Source organism: Amnibacterium sp. CER49, from assembly GCF_029846255.1.
In the GTDB taxonomy this organism is placed as follows: Bacteria; Actinomycetota; Actinomycetes; order Actinomycetales; family Microbacteriaceae; genus Amnibacterium.
In genome coordinates this window covers 600,779-619,692 of record NZ_JARVWQ010000002.1, presented here as the reverse complement: position 1 = coordinate 619,692, position 18,914 = coordinate 600,779, and the positions used below count along the sequence as shown (strand labels likewise).

Annotated in this window: 15 protein-coding genes; 9 read left to right on the top strand and 6 right to left on the bottom strand. The window is 73.6% G+C overall.

Features of this window, described 5'->3' with window-relative positions; genetic code table 11:
- Positions 1-12 precede the first annotated feature (12 nt).
- A complete protein-coding gene (locus tag QDR37_RS12900; protein ID WP_279714194.1) occupies positions 13-2,829 on the top strand; it encodes an alpha-L-rhamnosidase in 2,817 nt (938 codons plus the stop codon).
- Positions 2,830-2,907: 78 nt separating this feature from the next.
- Here QDR37_RS12900 and QDR37_RS12895 read toward each other — a convergent pair whose 3' ends face one another.
- From QDR37_RS12895 to QDR37_RS12875, 5 genes are all read right to left on the bottom strand, one after another.
- Positions 2,908-3,390, bottom strand: coding sequence for a heme-degrading domain-containing protein (locus QDR37_RS12895; RefSeq protein ID WP_279714193.1), 483 nt, complete (start codon positions 3,388-3,390; stop codon positions 2,908-2,910).
- Positions 3,391-3,477: 87 nt separating this feature from the next.
- Complete coding sequence (locus tag QDR37_RS12890) at positions 3,478-4,197, bottom strand: peptidase E (protein WP_279714192.1); 720 nt, start codon at positions 4,195-4,197, stop codon at positions 3,478-3,480.
- Between the two features lie 82 nt (positions 4,198-4,279).
- The gene (locus tag QDR37_RS12885; RefSeq protein ID WP_279714191.1) at positions 4,280-6,295 is read right to left on the bottom strand and encodes a TetM/TetW/TetO/TetS family tetracycline resistance ribosomal protection protein; all 2,016 of its coding nucleotides are present in this window, start codon (positions 6,293-6,295) and stop codon (positions 4,280-4,282) included.
- 158 nt (positions 6,296-6,453) lie between these two features.
- On the bottom strand, positions 6,454-7,044 hold the full coding sequence (locus QDR37_RS12880; protein ID WP_279714190.1) for a putative glycolipid-binding domain-containing protein: 591 nt from the start codon (positions 7,042-7,044) through the stop codon (positions 6,454-6,456).
- Positions 7,041-8,090 carry a LacI family DNA-binding transcriptional regulator gene (locus QDR37_RS12875; protein ID WP_279714189.1) on the bottom strand — a complete coding sequence of 350 codons (1,050 nt, stop codon included), beginning with the start codon at positions 8,088-8,090 and terminating at the stop codon, positions 7,041-7,043. The genes QDR37_RS12880 and QDR37_RS12875 overlap by 4 nt, the downstream gene beginning before the upstream one ends.
- A gap of 243 nt (positions 8,091-8,333) precedes the next feature.
- Here QDR37_RS12875 and QDR37_RS12870 point away from each other — a divergent pair, with 243 nt between their 5' ends.
- The 8 genes from QDR37_RS12870 (at position 8,334) to metE (ending at position 18,017) form a co-directional block, all read left to right on the top strand.
- Entirely contained in the window at positions 8,334-9,494 is a 1,161-nt protein-coding gene (locus QDR37_RS12870) for a substrate-binding domain-containing protein (RefSeq protein ID WP_279714188.1), read from the top strand.
- A gap of 59 nt (positions 9,495-9,553) precedes the next feature.
- Complete coding sequence (locus QDR37_RS12865) at positions 9,554-11,062, top strand: sugar ABC transporter ATP-binding protein (RefSeq protein ID WP_279714187.1); 1,509 nt, start codon at positions 9,554-9,556, stop codon at positions 11,060-11,062.
- Entirely contained in the window at positions 11,059-12,045 is a 987-nt protein-coding gene (locus QDR37_RS12860; protein ID WP_279714186.1) for an ABC transporter permease, read from the top strand. Before QDR37_RS12865 ends, QDR37_RS12860 begins: the two co-directional genes overlap by 4 nt.
- 97 nt (positions 12,046-12,142) lie before the next feature.
- Positions 12,143-12,970 carry a sugar phosphate isomerase/epimerase gene (locus tag QDR37_RS12855; protein ID WP_279714185.1) on the top strand — a complete coding sequence of 276 codons (828 nt, stop codon included), beginning with the start codon at positions 12,143-12,145 and terminating at the stop codon, positions 12,968-12,970.
- Positions 12,971-13,031: 61 nt separating this feature from the next.
- On the top strand, positions 13,032-14,231 hold the full coding sequence (locus QDR37_RS12850; protein ID WP_279714184.1) for a Gfo/Idh/MocA family oxidoreductase: 1,200 nt from the start codon (positions 13,032-13,034) through the stop codon (positions 14,229-14,231).
- The gene (locus tag QDR37_RS12845) at positions 14,228-14,527 is read left to right on the top strand and encodes a putative quinol monooxygenase (protein ID WP_279714183.1); all 300 of its coding nucleotides are present in this window, start codon (positions 14,228-14,230) and stop codon (positions 14,525-14,527) included. The genes QDR37_RS12850 and QDR37_RS12845 overlap by 4 nt, the downstream gene beginning before the upstream one ends.
- A 239-nt stretch (positions 14,528-14,766) precedes the next feature.
- Positions 14,767-15,699, top strand: a complete 933-nt coding sequence (locus QDR37_RS12840; protein WP_279714182.1) for a methylenetetrahydrofolate reductase — start codon at positions 14,767-14,769, stop codon at positions 15,697-15,699.
- Positions 15,696-18,017, top strand: a complete 2,322-nt coding sequence (gene metE, locus QDR37_RS12835; protein ID WP_279714181.1) for a 5-methyltetrahydropteroyltriglutamate--homocysteine S-methyltransferase — start codon at positions 15,696-15,698, stop codon at positions 18,015-18,017. The genes QDR37_RS12840 and metE overlap by 4 nt, the downstream gene beginning before the upstream one ends.
- 46 nt (positions 18,018-18,063) lie before the next feature.
- Here metE and QDR37_RS12830 read toward each other — a convergent pair whose 3' ends face one another.
- Positions 18,064-18,909 carry a transglutaminase family protein gene (locus QDR37_RS12830; protein ID WP_279714180.1) on the bottom strand — a complete coding sequence of 282 codons (846 nt, stop codon included), beginning with the start codon at positions 18,907-18,909 and terminating at the stop codon, positions 18,064-18,066.
- Between the last annotated feature and the right edge of the window lie 5 nt (positions 18,910-18,914).

Below are 18,914 nucleotides of genomic sequence, written 5' to 3'. Positions count from 1 at the left end.
GAAGGAGAGCCGATGCCCTCGTCGCCCCGCGTCGACGTCACGAAGCTGGAGCACCGGGCCGACTCGCCCTTCGTGCCGACCGCCGTACCCCGGCTCAGCTGGGTGACGAGCACCGACGTGCGGGACTGGCGCCAGGCCTGGGCCGAGATCGAGGCGGGCGGGCAGGTCGTCCGCCTCGACGCGGACGCGTCGGTGCTCGTGGCCTGGCCGTTCGCGCCGCTCGAGCCGGGGGAGGAGCGGACGGTGCGGGTGCGCGTCGGGGGCGTCGACGGGACGGTCTCCGAGTGGAGCGAGCCGCGCACGGTCGCTGCCGCGTTCCTCGCCGAGGGTGCCTGGACCGCGCCGCTGATCGCGCTGCCGACGCCGGAGCGACAGGGACAGCCCGGGCTGCTCCGTGCCGAGTTCGACGTCGACGCGCCGGTCGAGCGGGCGATCCTCTCCGCGACCGCCCACGGCGTCTACCAGGTCGAGATCAACGGCACCGCGGTCGACGAGGACACGCTGAAGCCGGGCTGGACCGCGTACCAGTGGCGCGTGATCCAGGACACCACGGACGTCACCGCACTGCTCCGGCCGGGCCGGAACGCGATCGGCGTCCAGCTGACCGCGGGCTGGTTCGCCGAGCGGTACGGGTTCGGCGCCGACGCGAAGCCGTTCTACGGGGACCAGCCGAGCGCCGCCCTCCGGCTCGAGCTCCGCTACGCCGACGGCCGGTCGCAGGTCGTCGCCACGGGACCGCGTTGGCGGGGCCTCGCCGGCGGTCCGGTGCTCGCGGCCGGGATCTACGGCGGCCAGCACGAGGACGCGACGCACGCGCTGCCCGGTTGGTCGGAACCCGGCTTCGACGACCGCGACTGGGCGCCGGCCGAGGTCGGTGCGACGGTCGTCCCCGTGCCGCGGTCCGCCCCGCCGGTCCGCGCCGTGGCCGAGCTGCCCGTCGTCGCGACGTCCCTCGCCCCCTCGGGCGCCACGATCCTCGACTTCGGCCAGAACCTCGCCGGCCGCGTCCGCATCGCCGCCGACCTGCCCGCCGGCACGACGATCACCCTCCGGCACGCGGAGGTGCTCCACCAGGGCGAGCTCGACCGGCGCTCGCAGCGCGGCGCGGCGGCCACCGACGTCTACGTCGCGCCCGGCGGTCCCTTCACCTGGGAGCCGCGCTTCACCTTCCACGGATTCCGGTACGCGAGCGTCGAGGGGTGGCCGGGCGACGTGCCCGTCGATGCGTTCACCGCCGTCGCGCTGTCGAGCGATCTCGAGCCGACCGGTGCGTTCGCCTCGTCGCATCCGCTCGTCGACGCCCTGCACCGCAACGTCGTCTGGAGCACCCGCAGCAACTTCGTCTCCCTGCCGACCGACTGCCCGCAGCGCGACGAGCGGCTCGGCTGGACCGGCGACATCAGCATGTTCGCGCCCACCGCGGCCTCGCTCCTCGACGTCGACGGCTTCCTCGCGGGCTGGCTCGCGGACGTCGCCGTCGAGCAGGAGGCCCTCGGCGGCACCGTGCCCTTCGTCGTGCCGAACGTGTCCGGGGTGTTCATCTCGCCCACCGCGGCCTGGGGCGACGCGGCGACGATCGTGCCCTGGACCCTCTACGAGCGCTACGGCGACACGGCCGTGCTCGAGGCCCAGTACCCGAGCATGACGAGCTGGGTCGACCTCGTCGCCCAGGCGGCCGGGGAGAACCACCTGTGGGAGGGCGGCTTCCAGTTCGCGGACTGGCTCGACCCGACCGCGCCGGCCGACTCCCCGACGGACGCCAAGGCCGACAAGGAGCTCGTCGCCACCGCCTTCCTGTTCCGGTCGGCCGACATCGTCGCGCGCACGGCCGAGGTGCTCGGTCGTGCGCAGGACGCCGCCCGCTACCGGCGCCTGGCCGACGCCGTGCGTGCCGCGTTCCTCCGGGAGTACGTGGCGCCGTCGGGCCGTATCGTCTCGGACGCGCAGACCGCGTACGCGCTCGCCATCGTGTTCGGGCTGGTGCCCGACGAGGAGCGGCGCCTCGCCATGGGGCGCCGCCTCGCGAAGCTCGTGCGCGTGAACGGCTACCGGATCGGCACCGGCTTCGTCGGCACGCCGTTCGTGCTCGAGGCGCTCGCAACGACGGGCCAGCAGGCCGCCGCCACGAGGCTGCTGACCGCGACGGAGTGCCCGTCGTGGCTGTACCCCATCACGATGGGGGCGACCACGACGTGGGAGGCCTGGGACGCCCTGCTGCCCGACGGCACCCCGAACCCGGCGAGCACCTCGTTCAACCACTACGCGTTCGGCGCCGTCGTCGACTGGCTGCACCGCGGCCTCGCCGGTCTCGCGCCGGCCGAGCCGGGCTACCGGTCGCTGCGCATCGCGCCGGTGCCGCTCCCCGCCTTCGACCACGCGGAGGCGACCCACCGCACGCCCTACGGCACCGCGACCGCCGGCTGGCGGCGCGAGGGCGACACGGTGCACGTCCACGCGGTCGTGCCGGCGAACACCCGCGCGACCGTGCGGCTGCCGGACGGCTCGGACGCGTTCGAGGTCGGCAGCGGCGAGCACACCTGGACCGTGGACGCACCGCTGCCCGCGTCCCCGCGGCTGCCCGCGCTCTCACTCGAGACGGCCCTCGGCGACATCATCGACGACCCGGCGGCCCACGCCACCGTGCTCGACGTCTTCGACCGGCACGCGCCCCAGGCGGCGCGCACGCTGCGCACCCGCAGCCGCTGGGAGGACGGCCTGCCGCTCTCCGTCGAGTTCTTCATCCTCCCCAAGGCCGTGCAGGCGGCGATCGACGCCGACCTCCGCGCGGCGAGCGCGGCCGACCCGGCCCCCGCGTCCGTCCCGTCCTGACGGCACGCCGACCCGCCTCGAGGTGTTCGAGCGGCGAGCGGACCCGGCCGCATCGCTCGCCGTCGTCCGGGAAGCTCCCTAGGCCCGATTGCCGGCCGCGGCGAGGTGGGCCCGGAGCGCGCGCACCACGAGGCGGTGGTCCTCGACCTCGGGCAGCCCCGAGACGGTCGCCGTGCCGACCGGGCCGACGCCGCGGACGAGCACCGGCACGCAGCCACCCGCGGCGGCGAAGCGCGTCGGATCGAGGCTCGAGGCCTGCGCGAAGGTCGTGCCGCGCTCGCGCCACAGCTGGCCGACCGCGAGCGAGCTGGTGCCGCACCGCTCCACGACGCGCACCTTGCGGCGGATCCAGGAGTCGTTGTCGGCGGACGAGCCGGGCAGCGCGGCGTGGAACACCTGCTGCGCACCCTTCCGCACATCGACCGCGACCGGCAGGCCGTCCGCGCGCGCGAGGTCGAGGAGCCGCATGCCGAGTGCGAGCGCGTCCTCATGGGTGAAGGAGGCGAGCTGCAGCTCGGCCTCCTCGGCGACGATCTCCTCGAACGACGGGTATCCGTCCACGGCGCGTCCTCTCGTCCAGGAGGCGTACGGGGCGTCCCGCCCGGTCGCGGGCAGATCGTCCCACACCGGGGCCGGAGGCTCCGCTGATCACCCGGCGAGGAGCCGCGGTTCGATGCGGTCCTCCTGCACGGCGCCGCCCTCGAGGTGCACCCGGTACGCGAACGCGTCCGGGCGGTCGCTCACCGCGGCGACGAAGCGATCGCCGGCGAAGTGGATCATCACGCCGTCGTCGGTCGCGTACCCGTCGGGCAGCTCGCCGCTCGCGATGAGCCGCTGGAACAGCGGCCGCCGTCGCTCCTCGCTGTCGTAGTGGACGCCGCAGGAGTAGGGGAGGAGGCCGAGGCCGTCGCGGAACGGCTTCAGGTCGACGCCGAACGAGTCCGTCGGGCCGCCGACGCTCCAGCAGATCGCGCCCGCGCTCACCCCGGCGAGCACGATGCCCGCATCCCACGCCTTCCGCAGCACGTGATCGAGGCCGTGCACCCGCCACACCGCGACGAGGTTCGCGACGGAGCCCCCGCCCACCCAGATCACGTCCTGCGCGAGCAGGTGCTCCTCGATGCCGAGGTGGTTCGGCAGCGGGAACAGCTGCAGGTGCGACGCCTCGACCCGCGCCTGGCTGGCCGCGTCGTAGAAGGCCGCGATCCCCGTGGCCGCGTCGCCCGTCGCGGTCCCGAGGTAGGCGATCCTCGGGTTCGATCGCTCGCGCAGCGTCAGGGCGTACTCGATCGTCGGACCGAACCGGGGGCGGTGGCCGTCGTCGCTCACGTACCCCGCGCTCCCGGCCACGATGTGCCTGCTGCTCATGGGCGCAGGGTATCGAGCGCGCCCATCACGCCCTCCGCCGCTCCGGGACGCTGCGGGGGCCGGCGGAGGACGTCGCGGCCGCTCACCGAGGCCGCGCACGGAACCAGCCCTCCCGGTCGGACGGGTCCGGCCCGGTGCGGGTCCTCGCCCAATCGCGATCGACCCGGACGGCGCGGTGGGAGTCGAACCGGCTCGTGAGCGCGCCCTCGCCGCCCGTCAGATCGGGCAGGGCCTGCAGGACCGTGCCGAGCCGCGCGGTCGGGAGGGTGCCGCCGAGGTGCCGGTAGCGCCCGGTCCCGTCGGTCAGGTCGACGACGCCGTCGCAGCGGGTGAGCAGCTGCAGGGCCGCCCCGAGGTGGACCGCCGGCACGTCGAGGTCGAACCGTTCGAGGGGCTCGCAGACGTGGGTGCCGGCCTGCCGGAGGCACTCCGCCAGGACCACGGGGGCGAGGTGCCGGAAGTCCGCCGTCACGCTCGACATCGCCTTGTCGAACCTCTGATGGGCGTGGCTCTGCCGCGGGAAGTACCGCGACGCCGTCATCGTGACGGCGACGCCGAGCACCGGCCATCCGTGCGGCCCCTGCCGGAGCGCGTCGCGGACGCCCTCCTCCGTGGCGGCGACGAAGGACTGCGGCAGGAGGCCCCGCTGCACCCCGGGCGAGAACACGACGTCGCCCGAGTCGGGCAGGCGCGTGAGCGTGAGCCCGACCGTCGCGAGGTAGGGGTTGCCGTTCACACCGAGCGTCTCCACCGCGTGCCCGTCGCCCGAGAGGCGTTCGATGCAGGCGACCGTCGAGTGCGAGAAGCGGGCCGCGACACCGAACCGCTCCTCGAGCAGGGCTGCGATCACCTCGCGCTGCACCTCGCCGTGGGTGCGGACGCGCACCGACTCCCCGTCGACGTGCAGGTCGAGCAGGGGGTCCTCGTCCGCGAGCACCCGCAGCGCCTGCATCACCCGGATGCGGTCGCCGGGGTCGACCGGCTGGACGTCCGCCTCGAACGTCGCCCCGGTGAGCCGGGCTGCGCCGCGCGCCGGGGGAGGCGCGCCGAGGACGTCGCCGATGCGGAGGCCGGTGAGCCCCGTGACCGCGGCGAGCTCGCCGCTGCAGGCGGCCTCGCGGTGCTCCGTGCCGCCGGGCGTCTCCACCGTGATGCTCGTGATGCGGTCGGTGCGCTCGCCGGTGCCGAGTCTGTCGCGCACCGTGATCTCGCCAGCCCAGAGCCGCAGCCAGGTGCGACGCGTCGCGGCGGTGCGGTCGACGGCGAACACGGTCGCCGCCGGTGCGCCGGCGACGCCGGGCGGGCTCGCGAGGAGGTGCTCCACCGCCCAGCGGAGGTGGTCGATGCCCGCGCCGGTGACCGCCGAGCCGGAGAGCACCGGGAAGAGCCTCCCGCGGTCGGTCGCGCGCCGCAGGGCGTCCTCGAGCTCGAGGTCCTCGACGGGACGGCCGTCCACCCAGCGTTGCAGGAGCCGGTCGTCGGTGCCGACGACCGGCTCGAGGACCCGAGGGTCGTGCCAGGCCCGCCGTCCGATCTCGGCCGCCGCGCATCCCGGCAGCCGGACACCGGTGAGCGGGACGACATCCTGCGTCAGCCGCTGCCGCACGTCCGTCAGCACCCGTTCCGGATCCGCCGAGCCACGGTCGATCTTGTTGAGGAAGAGCAGTGTCGGGATGCCGATCCGGCGCAGGCTCCGCCACAGCGTGACGGTCTGCGGCTGCACGCCCTCCACGGCGGACAGCACGAGGATCACGGCGTCGAGGACGCCGAGGGACCGTTCGACCTCGGCGACGAAGTCCGAGTGCCCCGGGGTGTCGATCACGCTGACGTCGACCTCCCCGATCCGCACCGCGGTCACCGCCGCGCGGATGGTGATGCCCCGACGCCGCTCGATCGACATCGAGTCCGTGCGGGTCGTCCCGGCGTCGACGCGGCCGAGCGAGGCCGTGGCGCCCGTGTCGAAGAGCAGGCGCTCGGTGAGGCTCGTCTTGCCCGCGTCGATGTGCGCGACGACGCCGAGGTTGAGCAGCCGGGGCGCCGCCCCGGCACCGTCAGGACGGCGACGCGCGCCGAGGCGGCGGGTGTGCTGATGCAGCACGGAACTCCTTGATCGTCGGCGGATGCGCCGACGTCAGGAACTCGCGGAGGAAGGGGCGGGCAGGCGTCAGCGCTGGTGGGCGCGGACGGCTGCAGGCATCGCCGGGTTCCTCTCGGTCGTTGGGGCTTCCGGCACGGTAATCGCATCTCCCGGAGGGATCAAGGGCGGGAGCGGCGCGCGATGCCCGGGTAGTCGAGCACGAGGCCGGCGCCGTCGTACGTGATCCGCGCGGCGAAGTCGAACGCCGGTGCGGTGTAGTCGAAGGCCGGCGGCCCGTCGCCGGTCCCGCCCGCGCGCACGTAGCGCTGCTCGAGACGCCGCACGTCCGGGGCGTGGACGGGCACGAAGGCGGCCGGTGCGTTCGCCGCCGCACGGCCGGCGACGAGCAGACGCCGCACGGGCAAGGCGTTGGTGAGGGCGGACGCCTCGAGGTCCACGTCGAGGCAGCCGTCGAGCTCGTCCGTCCGCACGCCGTCGACGGTCCAGCTCCCCGCACCGTCGTGGACGAGCGCGAGGGTGCGCTCCGGTTCCGAGGCCACCCGGGTGCGCACGTGGACGCGTTCGGTGAGGCCCCGGCCGTCGAGGCGGATCTCGTAGGACTGCCACCAGGCGGCGCCGTCCTCGACGGCCGTGGTCGACCCGACGACGAGCCACCCGCCGGGCTCGCGGCGGAGCGCGACGCTCTCGAACCCCGACCGGCCGCCGGAATGGATCCACGCCGCCGTCGCCGGCAGGTCGTCCGGGATCATCCGCGCTGGGCCCGCGGCGCCGCGCTCTCCCGGACGATCAGGGTGGGCGAGCTCGGGGAGCGGCTGACCGCCCGTCCCTCGATCGCCGCGAGGAGCACCTCGAGGCTCGACCGGGCGAGCGCGGGGAAGTCCTGCCGCACCGTGGTGAGCGGCGGCCGGAAGTAGTCCGAGCCCTCCACGTCGTCGAAGCCCACGACGCTGATGTCCTCGGGGACCCGGAGGCCGCGCTCCGCGACCGCCCGGATCAGGCCGAGGGCGGTGTGGTCGCTCACCGCGAAGACCGCCTCGGGGAGCCTGCCCTCGTCGATGAGGCGGAGCGTCGTCTCGTACGCCCACCTCGGGCTCCAGTCGCCCTCGAGGTACAGCCCCGGCGACAGCCCGGCGTCCTGCAGCGCCCCCTCCCAGCCGCGCCGGCGCGACTGGGCGTCGAACCACTCGAGCGCGCCGCCGAGATGGGCGATGTCGGTGTGGCCGAGATCGATGAGGTGCTGCGTGGCCAGGCGGGCGCCCAGCTCCTGGTTCTCGGAGTAGGTGACGACCTCCGGCGTCGAGGACACGCCCGCGGCGATCATCTCGACGGGCACCCGCACCCGGGCGTTCCACACGGCGGCGGCCATCGACACGAGCGGCGCGATGACGACGACACCGGCCACCCCGGCGTCCTCGAGCGTCTCGAGCGCGTGCTCGACGGAGCCCTCGTACGGCTCCTCGACCGTGACCACGGCCGTGCCGTAGCCCTTCAGCCGCGCCTCCTTCTCGAGCGCGACGAGGGTCCCGATCGGCCCGAGGCGGGGTGAGTCGCTCGTGACGATGCCGATGCCGGTCGAGCGGTTCGTGACGAGGGCGGTCGCCATGCGGTTGCGGCGGTATCCGACCTCCTCGATCACGTCGAGGATGCGCTGCCTGGTCTCGGGGCTGACGTCGCTCGCGTTGTTGATGACGCGGGAGACGGTCTGGTACGAGACGCCGGCGAGGCGGGCGACGTCCGTGATGCTCGGCTTCCGCTGCGTGGCGCCGCGGGGTTGTTGTGCCGGTCCGCCGATCACTGCGCTCCTCTCCGCCGCACCGTCCGCAGGCTCCGGCACGGCCCGTCGTCGGGCCGGCGCTCGGCGGCCTCCTCATCCTCGCAGGTGCCGCTCGCCGGGCACCGGTCAGCCGCTCATCGACCCACGCCACGCCGTCGCGCGACACCCCTTGACAAGGAGACCGTGAACGTTCACGCTACTCGACACGTGAACGTTCACGAAGGCGAAGCGGCCACCTCGGCGCTGAGGGACAGGAGAATGTCGATGAGACGTGCAATCACGACGATCGCGGCCACAGCGGCCGTGCTCACCGGCTTGGTGGGATGCACCTCGGCCGGGGGAGCGGGCGCGACGAGCGCGAGCAACCCCGCGGTCAAGAAGGCGGAGGCGGCGCTCGCGTCACTCAGCTCGGGCGGGGTGCAGAGCAAGGGCCCGCACGGCGAGACGGCGGCGCAGGCGAGCTCCGCGAACCTCACCGCGGGCGACATCGCCGCGATCAAGGCGAAGCACGCGAGCGCGGCGATCGTCATGCACTACGGCGGCAACGACTGGGCCACCGCGCAGATCGCCGGCCTGAAGAGCGAGTTCGCGCGGCTCGGGATCCGGCTCGTGGCCACCACCGACGCGAACTTCAAGCCCGACCTGCAGGTCTCGCAGCTGCAGACGGTCATGACGAAGAAGCCCGACATCGTCGTCTCGATCCCCACCGACCCGGTGGCGACCGCCTCCGCGTACAAGGCCGCCGCCGCGGCGGGCGCGAAGCTCGTCTTCATGGGCAACGTCCCGAACGGCATGACCGCCGGGAAGGACTACGTCTCGGACGTCTCCGCGGACAACTACGGCAACGGCGTGGTCTCCGCGTACGAGATGGCGAAGGCGATCGGAGGCGAGGGCAAGATCGGCGCGATCTTCCACCAGGCCGACTTCTTCGTGACGAAGCAGCGCTACCAGGGCTTCACCGACACGATCAAGAAGGAGTTCCCGAAGATCCAGGTGGTCGCCTCCACCGGCATCGCCGGCCCGGACTTCGCCGGTCAGGCGCAGGTCGCGGCCAGCGCGATGCTCACGAAGCACCCGGATCTCAAGGGGCTCTGGGCCGTGTGGGACGTCCCGGCCGAAGGGGTGATGGCGGCCGCGCGCGCCGCCGGCAACCAGGACCTCAAGATCGCGACGGAGGACCTCGGCACGAACGTGGCGATCGCTCTCGCCAAGAACAAGCTGGTCGTGGGGCTCGGCGCCCAGCGCCCCTTCGACCAGGGCGTGACCGAGGCGCGGCTCGGCGCGCTGGCCCTGCTCGGCAAGAAGACGCCGGCCTACGTGGCGGTGCCCGCGCTGCCCGTGGACCACTCGAACGTGCTGAAGGCCTGGCAGCAGGTCTACCACGCCGCCCCGCCGTCGTCGGTGGCGGGCTCCTTCACCAAGTAGTCCGCCGGATGCGGCGCCGCACCAGCGGCGCCGCATCCGCGAACAGAGGAGCAGCCGACATGACGCAGGCGGTCAACGCGGTGGAGACGCGCAGGATCTCCAAGAGCTTCGGCCCCGTCACGGTGCTGACGGACGTCGACTTCGCCGTCCGTCAAGGCGAGGCCCACGCCCTCGCCGGCGGCAACGGCGCGGGCAAGTCGACCCTGATGAAGATCATCCAGGGCGTGTACCAGCCCACCTCCGGCGAGATCCTCATCGAGGGCGAGCCGGTGAGCATCACCTCGATCCAGGACGCGAAGGCGGCCGGCATCGGGATGGTGTTCCAGGAGTTCAGCCTCGTGCCGAGCCTCACCGTCGCGCAGAACATCTTCCTCGGCGTCGAACCGATGCGCGGCGGGCTCGTCGACGACCGGGAGGGGGTGCGGCGCGCCCGCACCGTGCTCCAGGAGATGGCCGTCGACATCGACCCCAAGGCCGAGGTCGGCCGGCTCGGGACGGCCTACTGGCAGCTCACCGAGATCGCGAAGGCGCTCGCGCAGAACGCCCGCGTGCTCATCATGGACGAGCCCACCGCGAGCCTCGCGAAGCACGAGACCGAGGCGCTCTTCGCCCTCATCGAGCGGCTGAAGGCCCGCGGCATCTCGATCATCTACATCTCGCACCGCATGGACGAGATCTACCGGGTCGCCGATCGGATCACCGTGCTCCGGGACGGCCGCACGCTCTTCACCTCGACGCTCGCCGACACCACGCCGGCTGAGATCGTCGAAGGCATCGTGGGTAAGAAGATCGAGGGCGAGCTGACCTACCGGTCCCGCGAGGCCGCGGCCGCGTCCGAGGTGCTGCTCGAGGTGCGCGACCTGAACGCGGGACCGCGGGTCCGCGACGTGTCGTTCGCGGTGCGGGCCGGGGAGATCGTGGGACTCGCCGGCCTCATGGGCAGCGGCCGCACCGAGCTCGCCAGGGCGCTGTTCGGCATCGACCCCATCCGGAGCGGCGAGGTCCTGATCCGGGGCGAGAAGGCGAACGTCTCGTCGCCGGATCGAGCGATCGCCGCCGGGCTGGCGCTGATCCCGGAGGACCGGCGCGACCAGGGGCTCGTGCTCGACCACTCGGTGCGGGAGAACCTGCTGCTGCCGCTGCTCGGCCGCATCCGGCGGGGGCCGCTGCTCGACCTCCCGGCCGGCCGGGTGCTCGCGCAGTCCCTGATCGAGCGCTTCGGCGTGAAGGTGGCGCATCCGGGACGCCCGGTGAGGCTGCTCTCCGGCGGCAACCAGCAGAAGGTCGTGCTCGCCAAGTGGCTCGGGACCGACCCCAGCATCCTCATCCTCGACGAACCGACCGCGGGCGTCGACATCGGCACCAAGAGCGAGATCCTCGACCGGATCCGGGGGCTGGCCGACGAGGGCCGCGCGGTGCTCATCATCTCGTCCGAGTACCCCGAGCTGCTCGCGGTCAGCGACCGCGTCCTCGTGGTGCGGGACGGCTCCATCGTCGAAGACCTTCCGCGGCGGGACATCGCGGACGAGGAATCGCTTCAACTCGCAGTGCAGGGAGTGCAGTCATGACCAAGACCGAGCCGAGCGTTGTGCTCGAACCGACGCCACGCAGCGCGCGCGGCGGCTTCTTCCGCGACCTCGACTGGCGCCGCTACGTCATCTACATCGGCTTCGTCGTCGTCTTCATCTTCTTCGCGGTCCTGCTCGGCAACCAGGGGTTCCTGTCGCCAAACAACCTGCTGAACATCCTCAGCCAGACGGCGACGATCGCCGTGATCGCCGTCGGGATGACCTTCGTCATCTCGGCCGCCGAGATCGACCTGAGCGTCGGGTCGGTCGCGGGCCTGTCGAGCGTGACGGCCGCGATGACCGTGTCGGCGTTCGGCCTGGTCCCGGGCATCCTCGCCGGCCTGCTCGTCGGGGTCGTCGTCGGATCGATCAACGGGGCCCTCGTCAGCCTCCTCGGCATCCCGTCGTTCCTCGTCACCCTCGGGATGCTCGGCGTCGCCGCCGGGACGGCGCAGTACATCACCAACTCGGCGCCGGAACCGATCCTCGACGACACGTTCAACAACCTCTTCGGCTCGGGCAGCATCGGTCCCGTCCCGGTGCTCGTCATCTGGGCGGTCGTCGCCGTCGCGGTGGGCGCGGTCGTGCTCGGCCGGACGCGGTACGGCCGCCAGGTGCTCGCCACGGGCGGGAACCGCAGCGCGGCGCAGTACACCGGTATCCGCACCCGGCGCATCACGTTCACCGTGCTGCTCGTCTCGGCGGTCGTCGCCAGCCTCGCGGGCATGCTCTACGCCGGCCGGCTGCAGTCGGGCCGGTTCCAGTGGGGTGAGGGGGACGAGCTCTCCGCCATCGCCGCGGTGATCCTCGGCGGCACCAGCCTCTTCGGCGGCGCGGGGACGGTGGTCGGCACCGCCTTCGGCGCCCTGCTGATCGGGCTCATCAACAACGGCCTGGTCCTCGCCGGGCTCGACAGCAGCCAGCAGCAGATCATCCGCGGCGCGATCATCATCCTCGCCGTCGCGCTGGCGAAGAAGAAGTGACCCGTCCGTCGTCCCCGGCGAGGCGTCGCGCCTGCGCCGGTCCGGTCCGCGCGCCGTCGCGCGGAGCCGAGCACCGCACCAGCACGAAGGAGGAACGATGAACATCGGCTACTGCACGATCACCTGGGGTGGCGTCGTCGGCGAGCCCACCGGGGTGACGAGCGTCAAGGACCTCTTCTACCGGGCGAACGGCTCGACGACCGACGCGATCCGGGAGATCGGCGCGGCGGGGTACGCCGGGGTGGAGATGTTCGACGGCAACGTCGCCGACTACGCCGAGCGCCCCGACGCGCTGCGCGGCGCGCTCGACGACGCGGGGCTTCGCCTCGTCAGCGTCTACACGGGCGCCAACTTCATCTACGCCGACATCCTCCCCGACGAGCTGCACCGGATCCGCCGGGCGGCCGAGCTCGCGGCCACGTTCGGAGCCGAGCGCCTCGTGGTCGGCGGCGGTGCGCGCCGGGCGGCGGGCACCCAGGACGACGACTACCGCCGGCTCGGCCAGAGCCTCGACCGCGTCACGGACATCGCGGAGGAGTTCGGCCTGACGGCGAGCTACCACCCCCACCTCAGCACCATCGTCGAGAACCCGGACGAGCTCGAGCACGTGCTCCAGCTCACCCGCATCGGGTTCTGCCCGGACACCGCGCACCTGGCCGCCGGCGGCGGCGACCCGGCCGCGCTGATCCGGCGGTACCCCGACCGGCTGCGGCACGTGCACCTGAAGGACCTCCGTCCTGACCCGTTCGCGTTCCTGCCGCTCGGCCAGGGCGTGATCGACCTCCCCGACGTGATCGCCGCGATCCGCGAGACCGGCTACGACAGCTGGCTCATGGTCGAGCTCGACGCGTACGAAGGGGACCCCGCCGAGGCGGCCCGCATCAGCAAGGCCTACCTCGACCGCCTGCTGGCAGCGCAGCACTGAGCACCCGCACCGCACCCGCACCCACGGCCACGACCGCGGCCCGTATCGAAAGGAATCGAACGTGAAGGAACTCAACGTCGGGCTCATCGGGGCCGGCTTCATGGGCAAGGCGCACTCGCTGGCCTACGCCGCGATGCCGATGTTCTTCTGGCCCGCACCGGCGATGCCCGTCCGGAGGACCATCGCCGAGGCGAACGAGCAGCTGGCCGAGGAGGCCTCGCGCCGGTTCGGCTTCGAGCGGTCCACCGGCGACTGGCGCACCGTCATCGACGACCCGGAGATCGACGTGGTCGACATCGCCACGCCGAACCACCTGCACGCCGAGATCGCGATCGCCGCGGCACGGGCGGGCAAGCACATCATCAGCGAGAAGCCGCTGGCGCGCACGAGCGAGGAGGCGCGGGCGATGTACGAGGCCGTGGTCGAGGCCGGCGTCGTCAACATGGTCGCGTTCAACTACCGCCGCACCCCCGCCGTCGCGCTGGCGAAGCGGTTCATCGACGAGGGCGCGATCGGCACCGTCACGAACTTCCGCGGCACCTACCTGCAGGACTGGAGCGCCGACCCGGACTCGCCGCTGTCGTGGCGCTTCCAGAAGGCGATCGCCGGCTCCGGCGCGCTCGGCGACATCGCGACCCACGTGATCGACATCGCCCGCTACCTGGTCGGCGACTTCGCGCAGGTGAGCGCGCTGCTCTCGACGTTCATCACCGACCGGCCGCTGCAGTCCGGCGGCGCGGACTCGCTCGGGACGACGCGGGGCGGCGACGGGCCGCGCGGCCCCGTGGACGTCGACGACGAGGTCATGACGATGATCCGGTTCGCGAGCGGTGCGGTGGGCTCGATCGAGGCGACCCGCAACGGGCACGGGCGCAACAACTACATCACCTTCGAGGTGCACGGCACGAAGGGGTCGATCTTCTTCAACTACGAGCGACGGGACGAGCTCCAGGTCGCGTTCGCCGACGACCCGGGCGACCGCCGCGGGTTCCGGACGATCTACACCGGTCCCGCGCACCCGAACGGCAGCGCGCTCTGGCCGATCCCGGCGCTCGGCATCGGGTACGGCGAGACGAAGATCATCGAGGCGCACGACTTCTTCACCGCCATCGCCGAGGGCACGGAGGTGAGCCCGAGCTTCCGCGACGGCTACCAGACCGCGCTGATCGACGACGCCATCGTCGAGTCGGGGGAGAGCGGCGCCTGGGTGCCTGTGCCGACGGTCGACGTGCCGGCCCCGACCGGAGCGGTGTCGTCGTGAGCCCGGAGCCGGTGACGCTCCTCGTGACGCTGCAGGCGCGCGCCGAGGCCGGGAAGCGGCTGCGGGACGAGCTCGCGCTGCTCGCCGCCCGGAGCCGGGCGGACGCGGGCTGCATCCGGTACGACGTGCTCGAGGAGACGGACGTCGCCGACCGGTTCGTGCTCTGCGAGGAGTGGCTCGACGAGGCCGCCCTCGTCGAGCACAACACGTTGCCGCACGTGGGTTCCTTCCTGGCGGCCTCCGGCGACCTGCTCGCCGGGCCGATGCAGGTGAAGCGGCTCCGCCGGGCCTCCTGACCGGCGGCGCTCTCCCGAAGGCCCGGCCGGGGCGCAACCCGCGCTCCGGCCGGGCCCTTCCGCGCAGCGGCGCAGACCCACCGCCGTCACGCTCCGTCACAGGGGTGACAGGACGCCTCCGCCTTCCTACGCTGGCCCGCACCACCCGCTCGTCGGGTGCAGCGACAGCCGAGCCCGGCGCCCGCGAACCGCCCTGCAGGACCGCGGGGCGGCTCCAGCGTGTGGGAAGGGGCGAAGCGATGGCGGATCCGAGGGTCACGCACTCGTTCGAGCTCTACCCACCGCGCAGCGCCGCCTCGGGCGCGGCGCTCCCGGGGGTGATCGACACGCTCGCGGCGACGCAGCCCGAGTTCCTGTCGGTGACCTACGGGGCGTCCGGATCCACCGTCGCCGCCTCGCTCGACCTCGTCCGCACCGTGGTCGAGCGCACGCCGGTGGACGTGATGGCGCACCTCACCTGCGCGGGACGCACGCCCGCCGAGATCACGGCCACCGCCCGTCGGCTCCTCGATCTCGGCGCCCGTCGGTTCCTCGCGGTGCGGGGCGACGCGGCCGCGACCGGAGCGCCGACCGGGCTGCGCACGGCCGCGGAGCTCGTCCAGCTGCTCCACCGGGTGCAGGCGGAGCGGCGCGAGTGGTCCGAAGCGACGGTGCCCGACGCGCTGGCACCCGAGCAGCAGGAGGATCGGGCGCGCGTCGCCGTCGCAGCGTTCGTGAACGGGCATCCGGGGGCCCGATCGCGCGCCGGTTCCCTCGACGCGCTGCTCGCCAAGCAGGTCGCGGGCGCCGAGCTCGCGATCACGCAGCTGTTCTTCCACGCGGACGACTACGCCGCGTTCGTCGCCCGTGCCCGGGCCTGGGGCATCACGATCCCGATCGTGCCCGGGCTGCTGCCCGTCACGAGCCTCGCGCGGCTGCGCCGGATGCTCGAGCTGTCCGGCGAGGACGAGCCGACCGATCTCGCGATCGCGCTCGAGGTGGAGCCGACCGAGGAGGGCCGCCACGAGATCGGGGTCGCCGCCGCCGTGCGCTTCGCGGAGGCCCTGCTCGCTGCGGGCGCTCCCGCCCTGCACCTCTACACCCTGAACCGCACGGACGCCGTCCTCGACGTGCTCGACCGCCTCGGCCTCGGGGCCGCGCGAGCCGCCGCTGCAAGCAAGGAGCCGAAATGACCGATCTCCCGATCGCCACCGTCCTGGGCTACCCCCGCATCGGGCGCCGCCGCGAGCTGAAGCACGCCCTCGAGGCGTACTGGGCCGGCCGCATCGACGCGGCCGAGCTCGAGCGTCGCGCGGCGGCGTCGCGCGCAGCGGTCCGCCGCCGGCTCGTCGAGCTGGGCCTCGACGCGGCCTCCGGCGTGCCGGAGAGCTTCAGCCTCTACGACCAGGTGCTCGACACGGCGCTCGCCGTCGGCGCGGTGCCCGGCCGCTTCGGTGCAGCGGCTCCAGGCGCGCTCGACACGCTCTTCGCGCTCGCGCGCGGCACCGACGAGCAGCCGCCGCTCGAGATGACGAAGTGGTTCGACTCGAACTACCACTACCTGGTGCCGGAGATCGACGAGAGCACGACCTTCACTCCGAATGCGGACCGTCTCGCCGCGCTCGTCGGCGAGGCCGTGGCGGAAGGCCTGGTTCCCCGGCCGGTGCTCGTCGGCCCGGTGACGCTCCTCGCCCTCAGCAAGGACCCCTCCGCGCGCACCGCTCCGCTCGAGCGGCTCGACGACCTCCTCCCGGTGTACGCGGCCGTGCTGCGCGCGCTGGCCGACGCGGGCGCCGAGTGGGTGCAGCTCGACGAGCCCGCGCTCGTGTCCGAGAGCCTGGCCGCCCGCCCCGCCGAGCTCGCCGACGCCGCGGCCCGCACCTACGGGGTGCTCGGCGCGGCCGACGGCCGCCCCTCGCTGCTCGTCGCGGCGACCTGGGGCACGCTGCCGGCGCCGGCCCTCCGGGCGCTCGCGACGAGCCCGGTGGAGGCCGTCGCGCTCGACCTCGTCCGCGGCGACCTGCCCGTCGCGCTCGATGACGAGGTCCGGGCCGGCCTCGCCGCGAAGACGCTCGTCGCCGGCGTCGTCGACGGGCGCAACGTGTGGCGCGCCGACCTCGCGGTCGCGCTCGACCGGCTCGACGCGGTCGCCCCGCTCGCCCGCCGGCTCGTCGTCAGCACCGCGGCCTCGCTCCTGCACGTGCCGCACGACGTCGACGACGAGCCCGACCTGCCGGCCCCGCTGCGCCGCCGGCTCGCGTTCGCCGACCAGAAGGTCCGGGAGGTCGCACTGCTCGCCCGCGCCGTCGAGCGGGGACGGGCGAGCATCGCGGAGGATCTCGCCGACAGCGACCGCGCGATCGCCGAGTGGGCGGCGGTGCCGGGGGTGCGGATCCCCGCGGTCCGGCGCCGCGTCGAGGCGGTCGGGCCGGGGGAGCGCTCCCGGGCGCCGTACCCGCAGCGGGTCGCCGCCCAGCACGGCCTCGGGCTGCCGCCCCTGCCGACCACGACGATCGGCTCCTTCCCGCAGACGGACGAGGTGCGCCGGCTCCGCGTCCGGCTCGCCAAGGGCGAGCTGACCGCCGAGGCCTACGAGACGGCGATCCGCGACGAGATCGCCCGGGTGATCGAGCTGCAGGAGGACCTCGGGCTCGACGTCCTCGTGCACGGCGAGCCCGAGCGGAACGACATGGTCCAGTACTTCGCGGAGGCGCTCGACGGCTTCGCCACGACGGTCCACGGCTGGGTGCAGTCGTACGGCTCCCGCTGCACGCGGCCGTCGATCCTCTGGGGCGACGTGACCCGGCCGGCACCGATCACGGTGCGCTGGTCGAGGTTCGCGCAGAGCCGCACCCCGCGTCCGGTGAAGGGCATGCTGACCGGGCCGGTCACGATCCTCGCCTGGTCGTTCGTGCGCGACGACCAGCCGCTCGGCGCCACCGCCGACCAGGTCGCCCTCGCCCTCCGCGACGAGATCGCCGACCTCGAAGCGGCGGGCATCCGCATCGTGCAGGTCGACGAGCCCGCGCTGCGCGAGCTCCTCCCGCTCAGCCGCGCCCGCCAGCCCGAGTACCTCCGCTGGTCGGTCGGCGCGTTCCGGCTCGCGACCGGCGGCGCCGCCCCCTCGACGCAGGTGCACACGCACCTCTGCTACTCGGAGTTCGCCGAGGTGATCGACGCGATCGACGGCCTCGACGCCGACGTGACGAGCATCGAGGCGAGCCGCAGCCGCATGGAGGTCGTCGACGCCGTGCGCGAGTCCGGCTTCGCCCGCGGCATCGGCCCGGGCGTCTGGGACATCCACTCGCCACGGGTCCCGGGCGAGCAGGAGGTGGCGTCGCACCTCGCGGTGTCGCTCGCCGCCGTCCCCGCCGACCGGCTCTGGGTGAACCCGGACTGCGGGCTGAAGACCCGCGGGTACGAGGAGACCGTTGCGTCGCTCACGAACCTCGTGTCCGCCGCCCGCGCCGCTCGCGCCCGCCTCACGGTCGCCGAGGGCGAGCCGGCCTGACGGGGTCGCGGGCGCAGACGACGGCGAGCGCGGCTCCCGGGTGGGCTCACCCCTCCCGGGTGATCTCGACCTCCACGAACAGCTCGCTGCCGAACGGTCCCGCGTAGACGCCGCGGAGCGGTGCGACGTCCGCGTAGTCCCGCCCCCGACCGACCAGCACGTGCCGGTCGCCGACCGGGATGCCGTTGGTCGGGTCGTACCCGTGCCAGCCGCCGTGGCAGTACCACTCGACCCAGGCGTGCGACTCCCCGCGGGTGGGGACGCCGAGGGGCGCGGCGGGGTCTGGGTGCAGGTACCCGGAGACGTACCGGCTCGGCAGGCCGACCGAGCGCAGCGCGCCGAGCGCGAGATGCGTGATGTCCTGGCAGACCCCTCTGCCCTCCCGCCAGGCGTCCGCGGCCGTCGAGGTGACGCCGGTGACCCCGGGCAGGTAGGTCATGCGGTCGCCGATCGTCTCGCACACGAGGCGCGCCGCGACGCACGGGACCGAATCGCCCGCCGCCTCGTGCGCGAGCACCGCCACGTCGACGGGCGGCTCGGTCAGCGTCGTCTGCTGCAGCTGCTCGACGACCGGGACGGAGACGTCGGCGGCGCGGCGGACCTGCTCCCAGTCGCAGTCGTGCCCCTCCTGCCGCGGCCGCCTGATCTCGACGGTGCTCGTCGCGGTCAGGGACAGCTCGCGGTGCGGCGTGAGGATCTCGAAGGAGTTCACCCGCGTGCCCCAGTAGTCGACGTAGGCGTGCGACGACGAGACGGGCTCGATCTGGAGGTGCGCGGCGAGGACGAGCTGCTCCGCGTCGGTGGCCGGCAGCATCCGCGCCTCGTTGTACGAGGCCGTCACCTCGCCGCCGTAGCGGTACCCGGTGAGGTGCCGGATGTGCAGTCGCGTCATGAACG

Coding starts and splice junctions, on each gene's coding strand:
- QDR37_RS12900 (WP_279714194.1), top strand. CDS start 13: ATGCCCTCGTCGCCCCGCGTCGACGTCACGAAGCTGGAGCACCGGGCC.
- QDR37_RS12870 (WP_279714188.1), top strand. CDS start 8,334: ATGAGACGTGCAATCACGACGATCGCGGCCACAGCGGCCGTGCTCACC.
- QDR37_RS12890 (WP_279714192.1), bottom strand. CDS start 4,197: ATGAGCAGCAGGCACATCGTGGCCGGGAGCGCGGGGTACGTGAGCGAC.
- QDR37_RS12865 (WP_279714187.1), top strand. CDS start 9,554: ATGACGCAGGCGGTCAACGCGGTGGAGACGCGCAGGATCTCCAAGAGC.
- metE (WP_279714181.1), top strand. CDS start 15,696: ATGACCGATCTCCCGATCGCCACCGTCCTGGGCTACCCCCGCATCGGG.
- QDR37_RS12830 (WP_279714180.1), bottom strand. CDS start 18,909: ATGACGCGACTGCACATCCGGCACCTCACCGGGTACCGCTACGGCGGC.
- QDR37_RS12860 (WP_279714186.1), top strand. CDS start 11,059: ATGACCAAGACCGAGCCGAGCGTTGTGCTCGAACCGACGCCACGCAGC.
- QDR37_RS12880 (WP_279714190.1), bottom strand. CDS start 7,044: ATGATCCCGGACGACCTGCCGGCGACGGCGGCGTGGATCCATTCCGGC.
- QDR37_RS12855 (WP_279714185.1), top strand. CDS start 12,143: ATGAACATCGGCTACTGCACGATCACCTGGGGTGGCGTCGTCGGCGAG.
- QDR37_RS12840 (WP_279714182.1), top strand. CDS start 14,767: ATGGCGGATCCGAGGGTCACGCACTCGTTCGAGCTCTACCCACCGCGC.